The following is a 16,617-nucleotide window of genomic DNA, read 5'->3' on the forward strand; positions in this document are numbered from 1 at the left end:
GATTTTGGATTTTGGATTTTTGATTTTGGATTTATGGAATCGAAAATCCAAAATCCAAAATCCGAAATTGCGCAAGGGCCGCTAACGCGGCTTGCGCTTGGCGAGCCCCGCGGTTGCCGATTTCTTCTTTTCGCCGGTCGCTTTGTGGGCCGCCGGTTTGTGCGCCGCCGGCTTCTCCGCGGCCGGCTTCTCCGCGGCCGCATGTTTGGCGGTCGGCTCCTCTTTCTTCATGGGCTGCTTCTTGCCGGCCATCGGCACTTTGGCTTTGCTTGGCTTTGGCTCTTCAGTGGGCGGCGCGGCGGCCTTCAGCGGCTTTTGAAGCTCGACCGGCTTGGCGGCGATTGGTTTTTCGTGTCTTTCTTTAGCCGCGTGCTCCGGCCCGGCCTCGGCGGGCTTCGGTTTCGCGCCGCGCTTCGGCAACCGGTCTTTGCAGTCGGGCGCAATCTCCAGCAGGATTTTGTGTACGTTCGGTGAGTGAGGACTGTGGATCAAATCCGCCCCAAGTTGATGCGCCAGCGAACCAAATTCGATGCCTTTGTTCTTGGCAATGGCCCGCTCCAGGCCGGGCACGGTGTGCGCCGCCTTGTCCTGATCGGTGGCCAGCCCCAAAATGCCAAACACTTCCAGCAAGCCGCGATCGAGCGGGATGGCATGCCCGCCTAACGCCGCTTGCGTCACGTAAGCCACGCCGAAGGGCGTCACGCCTTCATACTTTTGCAGCTTTTGCTGGGCCTGGCCGAGGGGCAGCTTCTTGAGCGCCTCGATCTCGAACGAGTAGCTGGCTTCGAACACGCTTTGCAGGACGCGCTTCAGGTTCGCGGCCGACGACGCCGGTTCGGGCAACAGTTGCATGACTTCGGCCAGTTCTTTGACCGTGCTGACCCGCACCTCGTTGAAGTCGAAAAACGTCGTCGAGACCGCCGTGTAGGCTTTGTCGGCCGCCTCGTACTGGGCGTTCTCCAGACAACAGGCGTAGAGCAAATGCTCCAACGCCGGCCGCTCCGGAATGGGCGCCGGTTTATAGTGCTTCTTCAGCACCTTGTGCATTCGGCCAATCAAAGTGGACCGGTTGGGTGTGGGCATGCCTGGTTATTCCTGTTTGCCAAGGACATCGTCATCGACCGCATCGCCGCCGTCCGCCTGCGCCTCGGGCGACAGCCCGGCCTCGTCGGCCGGCGCCGGCGGCAACACGCGATGCAGAATCTCCGCGATCTGGATCGACTTCTTGACGCCCATATCGAGCACGAATTCAAGTCTGGGAGTGTAACGAGTATCAATTCTTTTCGCTACCTTCGATTGCAGAAATCCGGCCGCGCTTTTCAGCCCGGCCAGGCTCAGCTTCTGCTTCGTCTCGTTGCCCATCACCGACACATGCACCTTGGCATGGCGCATGTCGGGGCTCATCTCGACGCGGGTGACGGTCACGTCTTGGATGCGCGGATCTTTCAGGTCGGCGAGAATCGCCATGCTGACGACCTCCCGTACGGCTTCCGCAGCTTTCGCAAGTCGATGTGACGCCATGTTGCAACTGTTTGTGAGGGCGTAACGAAGAAAGCTGTCGAAAACGGGGCCCATTTTGGATTTTGGATTTTCGATTTTGGATTTTAGATTGTAATCCAAAATCCAAAATCGAAAATCACGCAGCCTCCTACAACGTGCGCGCAAATTCCTCGACCCGGTAACACTCCAAAATGTCGCCTTCCTTCAGGTCGTTGTAACCCCGCACCTTCATGCCGCACTCCATGCCTTCGCGCACCTCGCGGGCGTCGTCTTTCTCGCGCTTCAGCGATTCCAGCGGATAATCGCCCAGCACGCGGCTGTCGCGAATCACGCGGACCCGCGAGTTGCGTTCGATCGTGCCCGAAAGCACGCGGCAGCCGGCAATCGTTCCCAGGCGGCTGATGAGGAACGTGCGTTGCACCAATGCGCGGCCCAGGTCGACGTCGCGCTTTTCGGGCTTGAGCATCCCTTCGAGCGCCTTTTTGATGTCGTCGGTGACCTGGTAAATGATGTCGTAACGACGGATTTGCACGCCGCACTCGTCGGCCAGCGATCGTGCGCCTTCATCGGGCACGACGTTGAATCCGATGATCACGGCATCCGAGGCGTCGGCCAAGTGTACGTCGGCCTCGCTGATGCCGCCCACCATCTTCTGCAGGATCTTGAGCTGCACCTCCGGATGCTGCAGCTTGCCGAATTCCTTCATGATGGCTTCGATCGATCCTTGCGTGTCGGCCCGCAGGATGATGTTCAGCATCTGCACCTCTTCGCCGCCCAGCCGCTCGTGCAGGGTCTCCAGGGTGACGTGCGCCGTCTGCTTCGACAGCGCCAGGCGGCGCGACTGCGTCAGGCGTTGCTCGGCGATGTGTCGGGCGTCGCTGATCTCGTGGATGACGTAAAAGTGCTCGCCGGCGCCGGGCGCCTGGTCGAGGCCGGTTATGTTGACCGGCGTGGAGGGCGGCGCCGTCTCATGCGTCCGGCGCGGGTCGAGGGTGTCGTACATGGCCTTGACGCGGCCGTAGGCCGAGCCGCAAACCAGCACGTCGCCGGTCCGCAGCGTGCCGTTTTGCACCAACATTTTGGCCATCACGCCGCGTTCTTCGCTGACTTCCGACTCCAAGCAGGTGCCGTAGGCATGGCGGTGCGGATTCGCCTTGTATTCGTGCAACTCGGCAATCGTCAGCAGCGTTTCCAGCAGGTCATCGACCCCTTGGCCGGTCAGCGCGCTGCACTTGACCACTTCGGTCGTGCCGCCCCAATCGGCCGGCAACAACTCGTTGACCGCCAACTGCTGCATGATGCGGTCGATATTGATGCCGGGCAGGTCCATTTTGTTCAAGGCGACCACGATGGGAACATTGGCCGCGCGTGCGTGGCTGATGGCCTCTTCGGTCTGCGGCATGACGCCGTCGTCGGCGGCCACCACCAACACCGCGATGTCGGTGACGTTCGCTCCGCGGGCACGCATCTGCGTAAACGCTTCGTGGCCCGGCGTATCGACGAAGGCGATGGGCCGACCCTCGCGCTCGATACGATAAGCCCGAATGTGCTGGGTGATGCCGCCGCTTTCTCCCGCCGCCACGTTGGTGCCGATGATGCGGTCCAACAACGACGTCTTGCCGTGGTCGACGTGTCCCAAAAAGGTGACGACCGGCGCTCGCGGCTCGAGCTGCTCGGCCGAGTCTTGCTCCGCCTGGATGGCGCTGATCAACTGGCTCTCGATGTCGTAAGCCTTGCGGACCTCGACTTCGGCGCCGAATTCGCCGGCCAACAGCTCGACCGTCTCGGCTTCGAGTTCTGAGGTGATCTTGGACATGATGCCCAACTGCAGCAGCTTTCCGAGGACCATGTTGACCCCGACGCCGATGGCGGCCGAGAAGGCCCGCACGGTGCAGGGCAACTGAATGACGACGTGTCCCTTGCGCGGCGCGGCGGTGCTGATGCCCGGACGTTTATGGCGGGGCCGGGGACGCCGGAAGGCCCGTTCTTCCTCGACCACTCCGCCGGCTCCCACGCGTAGCGGCCGATCGCCGGCGGTCCGTTTACGGATGCGTTGCCGCTCTTCGCGGGTGCCCATTTGGGCCAGGCCACCTTCGGCGGCGGCCGGCTTGGCGCCGCGTCGCGGGCGAAGCGAGCCGGGAGCGCTGGGCGGAGCCGCGGGACCGGCCGGTCGAGCACCGCCCGGCTTCTTGGCGGGTCCGGCGGGCGCCGTGTCGAGCTTCTGCTCGGCCACAACCTTGACCTGCTGGGCCAAAGGAGCGCGGCCACTGCGTACGTCGGCGGGTAGCTTGATGACCGGCTTCTGAGGGGCCGGCTCGGCGGGTTTGACGGGCGGCGGCGGTTGCTGCGCGGTGGGCAAGGGGGCCACGCGAATCACGGGCGCCTTGGGACCTTCGGGTGGCTTCTTGGACGCCTCGGCAGCCGCAGGCCGGTCGACGCGCTCGGTCTTGGCGGCCGGCGCCGGCTTGGACGGGAGCACCGGCGGCTTGCCCGAAGTGCCACCCGGCGGAATGTAGGCCTCGCGGCTGACCGGCGCGGTCGTCGCTGGCGGCGGCAAGGTCGCCGTCCCGCCCTTCGAACCGGCGGCCACCGGCTTGCGTCCGTTGCTCTTTCCCACGCCGCCCGCTAAATAAGCCCGGACCGTCGATTCTTCTTCGTCAGTCAGGCTCGCTAGCGCAGATCCTTTGCCCGTTACGCCTGCTTTGGCGCAAATCTCGACGCACTCTTTACTGTCAATTGCGAATTCTTTAGCTAGTTGATAGATCCGTACGGACAAGTCTGCGATCTCCGTCGTCATTGTGGCCGGCCTAGGATACGGCCGGCGTCTTTCAGTTAACTCATTGTGACCATCTCCTAAAACGGCCCACAAATCCGTAGGTCAGGCTATTCAGCCCGACCTTGCCAAGCAATCATAATAGGCTAAAAGCGGTCGGGCTGGAAAGCCTGACTGTTGCCTTTCAGCGAAAAAAAGGCGATTCGGCTGGTCCCACCCTACCAACCTACACCCTACTGCCCACCTTCTTCGGAATGCACTTCCTGGACCTCGGCCAGTGCCTCGGAGCCGTTTGGCATCGGTGGGGCGCCGGCTTGCAACTCGGCCTCCTCCCTCTCTTTCGCCTCAAGCTCCTTGGTGGCGGCGTCGATCCGTTCCTGCTCGCGCTGGCGGCGACGCTCTTCGCTGGCCGCGGCCTCGGCCTCAAGCGCTTTCGCTTCGGCCTGGGCCACAATCGTATCGACCTGCTCCAGCGACAGCCCGCCCATCTCCATCAGCGAGTCGGGCTCGATCACCGACAGATCATCGTAGGACAAAAAGCCTTCGCCGACCAGCTTTTCCGCCAGACCTTCGTCGACGCCTTCCAGGGCGCTGAACCCGCCGACCGCCCGTTCAATCTGCTCGTCGAGCTCTTCGCGGGTCATGATCTCGATATCCCAGCCGCAGAGCTTGCTGGCCAGCCGCACGTTTTGCCCGCGGCGGCCGATGGCCAGCGACAACTGGTCTTCGCGCACCAGCACGATGGCCCGACCCAGCATCGAGCACAAAATGACCTCATCGACCTCGGCGGGCTGCAGGGCGTTGGGAATCAACACCTGCATGTCGTCGCTCCAGCGGACAATGTCGATCCGCTCGCCCGCCAATTCATCGACGATGTTCTTGATGCGGTTGCCGCGCACGCCGACGCACGCGCCGACGCAATCGACCCGCTGATCGGTGCTGCTCACGGCCACTTTCGTGCGATAGCCCGGCTCGCGTGCCATAGCCCTGATCTCGATGACGCCGTCGGCAATCTCCGGGATTTCCTGCTCGAACAACCGGCCGACCAGCGCCGGCCGGGTGCGGCTGAGAATGACCTTGACCCGGCTGCCGGCCTTGCGCACTTCGCAAATCGTGGCCCGCACGCGTTCGTTGGCGTGATGCGTCTCGCCCGGAATCTGCTCGCTGCGGGGAAGGATGGCCTCGCAATTCGGCAGCGCCACGGTGGCGGCGCCGCCTTCATACCGCTGCACGACTCCGGTGACGAGCTGGCCTTTTTCCTTGTCGTATTCGTCGTACAGGGCGTCGCGCTCGGCTTCGCGGACCTTCTGGATGATGACTTGCTTGGCGGTTTGGGCCACGATGCGTCCCAGGGTCTCGCCCGCGTCGAGCGGCACTCCGTTGTGCGTGCCGCTGATGGTTCCGTCGGCGCGGTCGATGTGGACCAGGCAGTCCTGTTCTTCACCGTATTGTTTTTTGGCGGCCGAGACCAAGGCCGCCTCGATCGCCTCGAAGACGATTTCCTTGTCGATGTTCTTGTCGCGGTGAATCGTGTCGACGATTCGGAGCAGTTCGCTGGTATTCATGGCACTCATCTTTCGGCGCCCGTGGCGCGCTAAAAATCGGATTGTCGAATTGTAAGGCGGGTCGGGCGGAGCTCGGTCCGCATTTCCCACCGGTGGCGTCATTCATCTTGGGGCGGCACCCGGCAAGGCTCAACGCTCGCGCCACCGCCCGGTCTTGGCCTCCTTGAAATAAATTAAGTACCTACTTGTAGGGCGGGCCGGCGCTCGCAAGCTCGCTGGTCCCGCCCTACGCCCCATAAAACGAAAACGGCAACCAGCCTACCCCACCGGCCGCCGCCCGACTAGACGACTACCGACATAAAGGTACCGACCTGGTTACCTATCTCACCCCCGGCGGACACAGGTTTCGACCGGACTGGCCGTCGAACCAATGTGCCCGCCGCATGTCCAACAATGCGATAACTTGCTCTCCTGGTTTCAGCCCCGAGCAGTCCCGACACCTACATAATACCGCGCCGGTCCAATTAGGCGATGCCGAATTCGGCGATTGCGTCGCCGAGGGACCCGGCGAAATCGAGATCAGGCAACCATCGCCTTGGCTTTCGACCATCTCGACGCACGCCGGCACGGCCACAGAGTCGTCGGAAAGTGCCGTCTCGCTCGGGGATGGCTGCGGGCTGAGGGATGAGCGATAAGGGATGGCGGGGCCGACAAGATGCACGTCTTCGGGCCGCAGCCCCACCTGGCAGGGACCGCCGGTTTCACTCCCCCGCCACCAGTGGCGGTCGACCTCCATCGACCAACCGCCGCCGGACAGGCGAAATGAGCTGCCGTCCGCCCCCTGGCCCGCCGGTCGAGCATCGAAAAAATTCATCGGCGTGTTTCCCACGAAGCCCGCCACGAAACGATTGGCCGGCCAGTCGTAAACTTCCTGCGGTTGGCCAACTTGCTCGATTTTGCCCCGACGGATGACGGCCACCCGGTTGCCCAGCGCCAATGCCTCCGACTGATCGTGGGTCACGTAGAGCATGGTGGCGCCCAGTTCGGCGTGGAGTTGCTTGATCTGCCGCCGCAGATCGAGACGTAAGGGAGCGTCGAGGTTCGAAAGCGGCTCGTCGAAGAGAAATACGGCCGGACGGCGGATCATGGCCCGCCCCAGCGCCACGCGCTGCCCTTCTCCGCCCGAAAGTTCGCCGGGCTTGCGGTCGAGCAACGACTCGATGCCGAGCTTGGCCGCGGTTTGCCTTACCCGATCGTCGATTTCCTTGCGGCTGAAAGACTTGAGGCCGAACGAAAGGTTCTTGTAAACTGTCCAGTGCGGATAGAGGGCGTGGCTTTGAAAGACCATCGCCACGTCACGATCTCGGGCCGCGACGTCGTTGACCGCGCGTGTGCCGATGCGGATGGTGCCGTCGGTCGGCCGCTCGAGTCCGGCCACCAATCGCAAAAGCGTGCTCTTGCCGGAACCGCTCGGTCCCAACAGGGCCAGCAGCTCGCCGTGGTACACTTCCAAATCGAGGCTGTCGCAGGCAACAATGCCGCCGGGATAGCGTTTAGACAGCCCTTCGAGCACGATGCCAGCCATGATCACCCTTGGCGGACGATCGACATCACTTCTTGGCCGGCGCGGCGGCGCCTTTCTTGGCCGGCGCGGCAGCGGCGCCTTCGGCGACCGCGGTGCCTTCACCCTCTTCTTCTTCCTTACGCTTCTTTTTCTTCTTCATCGAGATCTTGTAGACCCGCACTTTGGGCAGACCCAGCGGGCTTTGGCCTTCTTGCCAACGGTCCGACGATTGCAGCCGCGCGATCCGCTCGCCGCGGGTCAGCACGCTCCGCGAGCGCACCAACCCGGCACGAATCTGCAAGCTCTTGTCCATAGTCATGGCGACGATTCTCCTTCTCCGACCTCTTTATTCCCGCACGGGCGGCTTTGGTTCAATTCGCAACCCACTAATATAGGCAAGCCGGCGCTTGGCTTCAAGGCAGGCGGTCCGGACCGGTCACGTCTCGCTGCCCCAATGGGAAACCTCGTCGTCGGCGCGTCGCTGGAAGAAGCGTTGAAGATCAATCCATTTCGCGCCGACATTCACGCCGAGCTCAGCCGTATCACCGCGGCGGCCGGTCGCCTCGAGCTCAGCGAACGTCATCGGCGCATGAGCCAACGACTGAAAGCCGACGCGACCGAACCGCCGGACTCGGACTAATCTCCGCGGTTGGTGTAGGGCGCCTGCGTACCGGGTTCGGCGAAGCTTTACTGGATGTCGGCGCACAAGCCACGGATTTCCACAAGCGCACGGGATCCCAACTGGCAACCGTTGCAGTTCATAGCATCGGAAGCGACGGGTTAGGCGTACCGGCCCTAACGCCCGCCCGCCTTGAGCGTCGTGACCGCCCGCGGCGGCCAAGTTTCCGGCCTCGTGCCGTTCTTGCCTGCGGCGGAGATTAAAATATCGCCAGCTTGCTGCACGTCCTTTACCTGCCGTCTACAATAACGGTGGGAAAGCGGTGCTCAAAGCAATAATAAGGAGAGATTGTCATGCGTTTCCGCAAATGGTCGTCGGTGGCCGCTCTGTTGGCCGTGTTGATGTGGAACATGCCGCAACTTGCGGAGGCGCATGGTGGCGGCGGGGGTGGTGGAGGCGGCCACGGCGGCGGAGGCTTCGGAGGCGGAGGTTTTGGCGGGGGCCACGGAGGTTTTGGCGGCGGATTCGGCGGCGGGCACATGGGCGGATTCGGCGGCGGGCACATGGGAGGCTTCGGCGGAGGGCACATGGGCGGAATGGGTGGCTACGGCGGCGGACATTACGGCGGCATGGGCGGCATGGGCGGCATCAGCGGCGGCCATCACGCTGGCATGGGTGGCTATGGGATCGGCGGACATAGCGGACTGGGCGGTTACAGCGGCCTCGGCGGACATAGCGGCCTCGGCTCGCCTGCCATTGGCGGAATGCATAGTGGAGGCATCGGCCATAGTGGGACCCTGGGCGGATTCTCCGGCGTCGGCGGTCATCATGCCGGCGGTCTGGGCACCGTTAACCACAATCCCAGTTCATTTACCGGACAACATTTCAACAGCGGTACGGCGGGCAGCCACGTGATGAGCGGCTACCGCGGCGTCGGCGGAACGACGTTCGCCGGCACGCATGCCCAGGGCCTCTTGTCGCACCAGGCCGGCAACTTGGGCGGACATTCCAATTTCTTGCAGCAGCATCACGTCGGTGGCGTCGGCACGGGCACGGGCTGGGGCGGCCACAACGCGACGGGCGGCCTGACCGGCACCGGCGGTGCGTCGGGCATGCACCACGGCGGCATGATGGGCCAGCACCACGGCGGCATGATGGGCCAGCACCACGGCATGAACGGAAACCACAACTTCAACCGCGGCTTTTTTCCGTTCTTCGGCTATCCCTTTTTCGGCTTCGGTTATCCGTTCTTTGGACTCGGTTACGGCTTGTACGGCCTGGGCTATGGCTACGGCGGCTATGGGTACGGCGGCTATGGTTATGGCGGCTACGGCTATGGCTATAATCCCAACGCCTATTACTACGGTCCCTATGGCTACGGCTATGGCGGGTACGGCTATCCCTACGGCTATTCTCAGACCGCGCCCACTCAGCCAACTCAGCCCGCCGTGAAGGCCAGCGACGCCGAAGTGTTCGCTCAGAAGGGAGAGAACGACTTCAAAGCCGGTGACTACAAATCCGCCGTCTATGCCTGGAAGCACGCGCTGGTCGACGATCCGCAAAACGGCGTGCTGATCATGATGTTGGCGCAGGGTCTGTTCGCCATGGGCAACTTCAACGAAGCGGCCGGCGCGGTGCAGCAGGCCATGCTGCTCTTGCCCGAAGATCAGTGGGGGGTGGTCGTGGCGAACTACCGCGAGCTGTACGGCAAGATCGGCGACTACACGACGCAGTTGCGGGCCTTGGAAAAGGCCGTAAAAGCGGCTCCCGACGACGCCGGCACGCGCTTCTTGCTGGGCTATCACTACGGATTCCTGGGCTATCCGCAGCAGGCGGTGAAGCAACTCGACAAGACGCTTAAGATCCAGCCCGACGACCAGTTGGCCAAGAAGCTGCGCCAGCAGTTCCAAGCGAAGTTGCCGGCCGGCGACAACGGCCAGGGTGGGCAGGGCGACGGCAAGAAAGCTCAACCCTTCGGCAACCAGGCCGACGATAAGACGGCCGACGATGCAAAAAAAGCCGCCGATGCGAAAGGCGCCTAAACGCGGTCGCGGATGGAACGCTATGAGGCGATTGTCGTTGGCATAGGCGGCGTGGGCAGCGCCGTCCTTTGCCATCTGGCCCGCCGGGGCGTGCGCGTGCTGGGTCTCGATCGCTTTCCGCCGGGACACGATCGCGGCAGCTCGCACGGCTCGACCCGCATCATTCGGCAGGCTTATTTCGAGCACGCCGATTATGTTCCCTTGCTGCTTCGGGCATGGGAACTTTGGAGCGAACTCGCCGCCGAGTGGGGCCGGCCGCTGTTGGAAGAGGTCGGCCTGTTGCAGATCGGCCCCGCCGACGGCGTGGTCGTGCCGGGCGTGATGGAAAGCGCCCGCCGGCACGGCCTCGACGTCGAGCAAGTTCCGCCCGGCGAGATCGTGGCCCGCTGGCCGGGCTTTCACGCGCATGACGGACTGCTTGGCGCCTACGAGCGCCGCGCCGGTTATCTGCGCGTCGAAGACGGCGTGCGGGCCCACCTCGCCGCGGCCCTGGCGGCGGGCGCTGAGGTGCGGTGCGACCGCGCCGTGGTGGCCTGGCGCGGCGAGGGTCCGTCGGTCGCGGTGCAAACCGACCGCGAAGAGATTCGTGCCGACCGGCTGCTGATTACCGCGGGACCTTGGGCCGGCGATCTTTTGGCCGATTTCGCGGTCCGCTTGACGGTGTTGCGCAAACCGGTCTTTTGGCTGGCGACCCGCGACGACGCCTACCTTGCCCAACGTGGCGCACCGTGTTTCTTGTACGAGCTGCCCTCGGGAATCTTTTACGGCATTCCGCAGACCGACGAGCGTGGTGTGAAGGTGGCCGAGCACAGCGGTGGCGAGCCGGTCGACGATCCGCTTCGGCTCGATCGCGCGTTACGGGCAGACGACCACCACCGCGTGACCCGCTTCGTGGCCGGCTATCTGCCGCGGGCCACGCCGGAGGTGCGGCAGCATTCGGTCTGCATGTACACGATGACCTCGGACCAGCATTTCATTGTCGATCGGCACCCCAGCTTTCCGCAGGTGGTGCTGGTAGCGGGCCTTTCCGGGCACGGCTTCAAGTTTGCGCCGGTGTTGGGCGAGATTGCGGCCGACCTGGCCCTGAAGGGTCAAACGCGGCACCCGATCGGCTTTTTACGCTTGGACCGCTTTCACGCTTGATGGATGCAGCGGTAGGGTGGGACCAGCGAGCTTGCGAGCGCCGGCCCACCGATACCGACGTCGTTTTCATGGTGGGCCGGCGCTCGCAAGCTTGTATTGGCAATGCTTCGCCGAGCACTGCTTGGCCGGCGAACCACGCGCAGCGCGCTGCCAATTCGGCGCGTGGCTCGGCCCGAGGCCAGCCACGATGGCTAGCGCGCCGATGCGCTGCCGGCAACGCCTACGCGCCGTTCCCCTAAATGATGAAGTAGTGGGCTGCGAACAACACCGAATAGATCACCAGGAAAAACGCCGATAGGAGCAATCCAACGAAGACGACGACGCGTGGTAGGCGCGCCGACATCCGGCCAAGGACGATGTAAATCGGCAGCGCCACCGCGACGTAACGACCGCAGCTTCCCATGCACATTTCGAACGACCTTGTAAAATAAGGGATGGCGACGGCGGCCGTGGCAAACATCGCCTCGTTTTTATTTATCCAACGGTGCCGTACGCCCGCGGCGATCAGAACCACCGCGAGCAAGAAATAGAGAGGGTTGAAGGCCTGCAGGCTGAATAGAAAGTGATTCTGCAAGTCATGCCGCTGCCAAAAAGCGGGTGACGACGGCACGTAAACAGACCACAGCGGCTCTAGCGTGCCGATCGCCAAGACCGTCGGCCAGGCCGCTTCCGGCGGGCGCAGCCGCCATTGACGCTGCGCGGTCGCGAAGGCGGCGGCGTCGCCGAACTCGACGTATTGGAAAGCCATAAACCCCACCAGCCCGCAGATTGCCAGAGGGACGAGCCAAATCATGGAAACGGCGAAGGAGCGCGCGTCCCGCGATCTTTGCCAACAGGCGGCGATCACCGGTGGCAGTAGCGCGACGCCGACGGGGCGAATCGCTGTTGCGGCGCCCGCGAGCGCACCGATCCAAGACAGCGGGCGCCTCTGCTCAATCGCCAATAGGCAAAGGCAGCAAACAAGGGAGAACAGGCTCTCAGTGTAGGCAAAACGGAAAAAGCAGGTCGTGGGAAACACGGCCAGCCACAGCAGTGCATAGCTTTGAGTTGCCGCATGGCCAGGAAAGCGATGGGCCAAGTAGTAGGCGAAGGTCAAATAGGTTCCCACCAGGGCGACGTTTGAAACCATGACCAGCGCCGCTTCCGGCGAGAGACCCGTCGCGCGGCTTAAAATCCTGCCGAGTAAGGGAAAAGCCGGGAAAAAGCCGGCCGTGGAAGGGCGGTCGGGGCTGTAGTAGTAACCATCGCGACTGATGCGCGCATACCACTCGCCGTCCCAATTCGCCATCCGTACAAAGACGCCGTCAGCCTCCACCGCGTTTCCTTGCAGCGACGGCACGAACGCCATGCCAAATGCCACACTAGCCATAACGAAAGCCGTTGTGGCATAGCACACGATGAGCGCAGCCAAAAAGTTGGGCGCGTGCGTGTGCAGAGCGCCAAGCCTGTATCGCGCACTAAACGTGGGGCGGCCTCCGTTGTGAAATGCGCCGCACGACAAGGTAAATCAAGACCAGCGCCACCAAGCCAAGCGCCCCGAGCACAACCGGGGACCACCCGCTCCTGGAATCGAGGGCCGCTTCGGGAATACCGTAGTGATCAAGGCGAAACTCGGTGTCGGGCATGTCGCATGGCCCGGGCGCGCCGAAGCGATATGTGCGATAAAGATTGACATCCCCCTTCGCGCGGACCTTGTCGTGAGTAACGACATTCGGAAAAGGACGGCCTCCGCGGCCCGGCTGGTAGGTGACTGTTGTGGACACTCTAGTCTGCCCTGACATGAGATCGGCTCCGCCACGATCGATCAGCCACGCGTTGTCCGGCCGGAGTACGACCCAGTATTCCGCGGGTGGCAGAGTCCATTGGGTCTTAGGTCCGTTATAGCTTGATCGCAATACGACCGACTCCTGGTTGCCGGGACCAGGCTCGCGCATTGACCTCGCCTCGGTAAGCTTAAAGCCGGCGCCCTCGACAAGCTCCCGCACCGGAACGCCAGCGACACGGAAACTCGACTGGAGCACCCATTCACGTTCGGCGTCAAGCCCCTCAAAGTCCCTGAACACTTTGGCACCGTTGCCGCGCCGTCCGCCGTCGAGCCTCCAGAGGCTGGCGCCCTCCCCTTGGGCGACGAGGAAGCGGTACTCAGTGTTTAGCACACGGCGGCTTACGCCTCTGCCCGGGTGATTGACCTCGATCAATCTTCTCGATCTGCTAGGATCCCAGCAGATGGTCACAATCGAATCACGCGCCCTGCTGCGGCTCTGACCGGCCTCGTCGACATAACTATAGTGCTCGTGTTCTCTGCAGGTCACCTTAAGGCTGCTCGTCGCTTGCTCCGCCCTTTGCCAAGCTGCATATGCCTCATGACGAATTCGCGTGAGGATCGATTCACTTATCTCCCCGGTTGCTTGAGGCGGTTCGATTACCTCTCCCCTAAGTACGCGTTGAGAGGAGTGAAGCGACAATGCTGCCAGCAATAATAATGTTCGCCGCCAGCCGGCGCCGGAGTAAGCGCATGCTAATCCCATCGTTGTCGACCGTACATTGTTGGTTGCTCAAACACTCAGCATGGCCCACGATACTCGAGCCTACCCCGGGATTGACTTTGCCAAAATAGCCATGCGCGACCGGTAGGTAGTTTATTCTCGGAAGATGGCCATCCGAGGCCGGTGACGCCAACGGCGACGGGTTAGGAAGCCCATCTCCCTCGAAGCGCAAGCGCGTAATCGCCCACGGCAATTTATAGGTTTATCGTCCGGTACTACTCGCACCCACCGACTTGCCGATCCATTCTGCGACAACCTCGAACCAACGACGTGGCGGGGCGCGCGTTCGGCGCTTCCACGGCTCAAAGTTGGTAACGAGCGCCAATACCCCGCACTGCGCGGAGGATGGACAAAAAGGCGCTGAATTAGCACTACGGCGCTACTCGCATACGCAATTGGTGGCCGTAGCGGTTTCTGTACACACCAACGGAAAGGGACAGCTTCCGCTACAAAGCAGCGAGCCCGCGCAGGTGTAGCCGCCAAGGAGGAGGCGGGCGCCACCGGCAACAACAGCGATTGCCAGGCAAATCGATAAGAGTCGTTTGGACATCACTTTTTCCTTCCGTATACAACGAGACACATTCCGTGGGCCAGAACCGCTCTGGCCCGAACATTTAATTCGCACGCTATATCAAGCACTAAACGTCAGGCGGCCTCCGTTGTGAAACTCGCCGCACAGCAAGGTAAATCAAGACAAGCGTCACCAAACCGAGTGCCCACAGCACCAGTGCCGACCACGCGCTCCTCGAGTCGAGAGCCGCCTCGGGTATGCCGTAGTATTCCAGGCGGAACTCGTCGTCGGATCGATTGCAATCGTTTGGGGGAGCGAGCTTATAAGTGCGGTGTAGTTTGACGTCGGCCTTCACCTGCGCCGTGTCATAGGTTAGCAGTTCGGGAAAAGGGAGACCGCCCAAGCCGGTTTGGTAGCTGACTGTTTGGGATTGCCGGTTTTGTTCTGATAGGAAATCGACCCCGCCGCGATCGATGAACCACGCGTCTTGCGGGCGCAGCAAGGCCCAGTATTCCGCCGGTCCGAGAATCCATTCGGTCTTCGGTCCGTTGTAGCGGGATCGCAAAATGACGGCCTCCTCATTCGACGATGTCGAGTCCCGCATCGACCTCGCTTCAAGCAGCGTAAAGACCGGTGCATCGATCAGGTCGCGCACCGGCACGCCAATCACCCGGAAACTCGACTGGAGTATCCATTCGTGTTCCGCCTCAAACGGCTCAAAGGTTTTGAACTCCCGCGCGCCGCCGCCGCGCCGGCCCTCGCCGAGGCTCCAGAGTGCAGCCTCCGGTGTCTGGTAGACAAGGAAACGGTATTCTTTGTTCAAGACACGGCGCGTTTTGTGGCCTGTGCCCACGCCAGCGACTTCGGTCAGCCTTCTGGAGTTTCTAGGATCCCAGCAGATGGTCTCAATCCATTCAAGCGACCTGCTTGCCCTCTGACCCCCTTCATCGATATAACTATAATCCTCGTGTTCCGTCCATTTCACTTCTAGGTTCTTCGTAGCCGCTTCGGCGCGTTCCCACGCGGGATAAGCTTCATGCCGTATTCTCGTCAGCACGGACTCATCTACCTCGCTTGTTCGTTCGACGGGCTCGAGGACCCCTGCCGCAGTGGTCACTTGAACGTACGCGAGCATGATATACGCGCCCAGCAGCAATACTCGCGGCCGCCACGCAGCGCCGGAGTAAAGAGACTTTGTTCTCATGGTTGCGGCCTCTACTCCTCAGGGCACTAAAACAAGTGGATCGCAAAGCAGGATGGCGAGCGACGTTCGCGCCGATTAGCGCGAGTTTCGGTAGCAGCGACGCTATTAATAGTAACCGCTGCCGGGTGGGCTGTACGGCCAGCCAGCCCAGCGCTGGCGGTTACTAGCGGAAGGTCGATCCCCGACTCGCGGTTGCTTGATTCGGCGTTCAATTTATTTTGAAAAGCAGTTGCACTGCGACGGGGCCGACAACTTACAGATCGGATTGCCCGAGGGACAAGTCTTTCCGGCACAGGTCGAGGCGCCCGGACAGGTGTAGGCAAAGACCAGACTCGCGCTGCCACCAAGAATAGCAATTGCGAGGCACATTGATAGGACGGCTTTGACCATTCCATTTTCCTCCATACAGAACCAGAGACATCCGCGGGCCAGAACCACTCTGGCCGACAAAACTAAAGATACAGGCGCTAGGTTGAGCCCTCTGCGACGATAACTACCTGCAGCATGATCCGGGGCGAGGCCCTGTCAATGAACAAACGTGCCTCGTGGGTCGCTGTTTCCCCCGGCGGGGCGGAGGAGATACGGAAGCGAACCAGCCTCCGACCGCCGGCTTCGATGGCAATCGGAAGATCATCAATTGAGGCGCAGCCACAACTTGTCTGAGCGCCGAGGATCCTTATCGTTTGCTCCGTTGAATTACGGACGGAGAACTCGGCGACCGATTCTTCACTGGACCGCGAGGCGATAACCTGCAACGGTCGCTCAACAATTAAAGGATAACCGGTCACGAGAGCGAGCATTGGCCAGGCAGCCGCATGGGCCGGAAAGAAAAGGGCGGCTGCGCAGCCTGCGGTCGCCCCCAAGAGCCTAAATTGGTGGGCGAACACCTGTGAGAAGCTCGCTGGTGCTGGGGCGACATCTCGGCCCTGCCGTTCGGTTCTTCTAAACAAAACCGCGAGCGACAGTGCCCCGTCCACGAGGAACGACGCTGACGGATGAACTTCAATAGCACCGAAGCAGCCGCATGTTTTAGAACCAGCTACCCAGAGATTCAGCGAGTAGGCAGCGAAGGCCGTGAAGGTTGCCGCGGTCAACCAGCGAAGCGGACGGGCAAAGACGCCTAGAAAAAGCCAAACGGCCAGCCCCAGCTCGTATTCGACCAGGCCCATCTGCACGGGCCGCGTCCAGATGCCGTGCGTGGTGATCGGCG

Annotated in this window: 12 protein-coding genes; 3 read left to right on the forward strand and 9 right to left on the reverse strand. The window is 62.2% G+C overall.

The features are described 5' to 3' along the window. Positions 1–81: 81 nt before the first annotated feature. The 6 genes from VNH11_23525 to VNH11_23550 all read right to left on the reverse strand — a co-directional run bounded on the left by VNH11_23525 (position 82) and on the right by VNH11_23550 (position 7,661). Entirely contained in the window at positions 82–1,083 is a 1,002-nt protein-coding gene (locus VNH11_23525) for a hypothetical protein (GenBank protein ID HVA49356.1), read from the reverse strand. A 6-nt stretch (positions 1,084–1,089) separates the two neighbouring features. After that, complete coding sequence (rbfA, locus tag VNH11_23530; protein ID HVA49357.1) at positions 1,090–1,575, reverse strand: 30S ribosome-binding factor RbfA; 486 nt, start codon at positions 1,573–1,575, stop codon at positions 1,090–1,092. Between the two features lie 73 nt (positions 1,576–1,648). Beyond that, on the reverse strand, positions 1,649–4,276 hold the full coding sequence (gene infB, locus VNH11_23535; GenBank protein HVA49358.1) for a translation initiation factor IF-2: 2,628 nt from the start codon (positions 4,274–4,276) through the stop codon (positions 1,649–1,651). A gap of 230 nt (positions 4,277–4,506) precedes the next feature. Next, complete coding sequence (gene nusA, locus VNH11_23540) at positions 4,507–5,838, reverse strand: transcription termination factor NusA (protein HVA49359.1); 1,332 nt, start codon at positions 5,836–5,838, stop codon at positions 4,507–4,509. A gap of 319 nt (positions 5,839–6,157) precedes the next feature. Beyond that, a complete protein-coding gene (locus VNH11_23545; GenBank protein ID HVA49360.1) occupies positions 6,158–7,363 on the reverse strand; it encodes an ABC transporter ATP-binding protein in 1,206 nt (401 codons plus the stop codon). Positions 7,364–7,388: 25 nt separating this feature from the next. Next, complete coding sequence (locus VNH11_23550) at positions 7,389–7,661, reverse strand: small basic protein (GenBank protein HVA49361.1); 273 nt, start codon at positions 7,659–7,661, stop codon at positions 7,389–7,391. 135 nt (positions 7,662–7,796) lie between these two features. On the opposite strand from VNH11_23550, the gene VNH11_23555 reads away from it, so the two are divergent. The 3 genes from VNH11_23555 to solA all read left to right on the forward strand — a co-directional run bounded on the left by VNH11_23555 (position 7,797) and on the right by solA (position 11,146). Beyond that, positions 7,797–7,982 carry a hypothetical protein gene (locus tag VNH11_23555; protein HVA49362.1) on the forward strand — a complete coding sequence of 62 codons (186 nt, stop codon included), beginning with the start codon at positions 7,797–7,799 and terminating at the stop codon, positions 7,980–7,982. 332 nt (positions 7,983–8,314) lie between these two features. After that, positions 8,315–10,003 carry a tetratricopeptide repeat protein gene (locus VNH11_23560; GenBank protein HVA49363.1) on the forward strand — a complete coding sequence of 563 codons (1,689 nt, stop codon included), beginning with the start codon at positions 8,315–8,317 and terminating at the stop codon, positions 10,001–10,003. A 12-nt stretch (positions 10,004–10,015) separates the two neighbouring features. Further along, complete coding sequence (gene solA, locus VNH11_23565) at positions 10,016–11,146, forward strand: N-methyl-L-tryptophan oxidase (GenBank protein HVA49364.1); 1,131 nt, start codon at positions 10,016–10,018, stop codon at positions 11,144–11,146. Between the two features lie 235 nt (positions 11,147–11,381). Here the strand turns inward: solA and VNH11_23570 are convergent, their stop codons facing one another. From VNH11_23570 to VNH11_23580, 3 genes are all read right to left on the reverse strand, one after another. Next, positions 11,382–12,557 carry a hypothetical protein gene (locus VNH11_23570; protein ID HVA49365.1) on the reverse strand — a complete coding sequence of 392 codons (1,176 nt, stop codon included), beginning with the start codon at positions 12,555–12,557 and terminating at the stop codon, positions 11,382–11,384. A gap of 1,773 nt (positions 12,558–14,330) precedes the next feature. After that, positions 14,331–15,407, reverse strand: a complete 1,077-nt coding sequence (locus tag VNH11_23575) for a hypothetical protein (protein HVA49366.1) — start codon at positions 15,405–15,407, stop codon at positions 14,331–14,333. A gap of 467 nt (positions 15,408–15,874) precedes the next feature. Then, the coding region (locus VNH11_23580; GenBank protein HVA49367.1) for a MauE/DoxX family redox-associated membrane protein at positions 15,875–16,617 on the reverse strand (743 nt) is incomplete at its 5' end.

The sequence above is a fragment of the Pirellulales bacterium genome, from assembly GCA_035533075.1.
Classification (GTDB): Bacteria; Planctomycetota; Planctomycetia; order Pirellulales; family JAICIG01; genus DASSFG01.

Bases quoted from the DNA above. Each gene is read 5' to 3' on its own strand.
- VNH11_23575 (HVA49366.1), bottom strand. From the start codon at position 15,407: ATGAGAACAAAGTCTCTTTACTCCGGCGCTGCGTGGCGGCCGCGAGTA.
- VNH11_23545 (HVA49360.1), bottom strand. From the start codon at position 7,363: ATGGCTGGCATCGTGCTCGAAGGGCTGTCTAAACGCTATCCCGGCGGC.
- VNH11_23525 (HVA49356.1), bottom strand. From the start codon at position 1,083: ATGCCCACACCCAACCGGTCCACTTTGATTGGCCGAATGCACAAGGTG.
- VNH11_23555 (HVA49362.1), top strand. From the start codon at position 7,797: ATGGGAAACCTCGTCGTCGGCGCGTCGCTGGAAGAAGCGTTGAAGATC.
- nusA (HVA49359.1), bottom strand. From the start codon at position 5,838: ATGAATACCAGCGAACTGCTCCGAATCGTCGACACGATTCACCGCGAC.
- VNH11_23550 (HVA49361.1), bottom strand. From the start codon at position 7,661: ATGACTATGGACAAGAGCTTGCAGATTCGTGCCGGGTTGGTGCGCTCG.
- rbfA (HVA49357.1), bottom strand. From the start codon at position 1,575: ATGGGCCCCGTTTTCGACAGCTTTCTTCGTTACGCCCTCACAAACAGT.
- VNH11_23560 (HVA49363.1), top strand. From the start codon at position 8,315: ATGCGTTTCCGCAAATGGTCGTCGGTGGCCGCTCTGTTGGCCGTGTTG.
- solA (HVA49364.1), top strand. From the start codon at position 10,016: ATGGAACGCTATGAGGCGATTGTCGTTGGCATAGGCGGCGTGGGCAGC.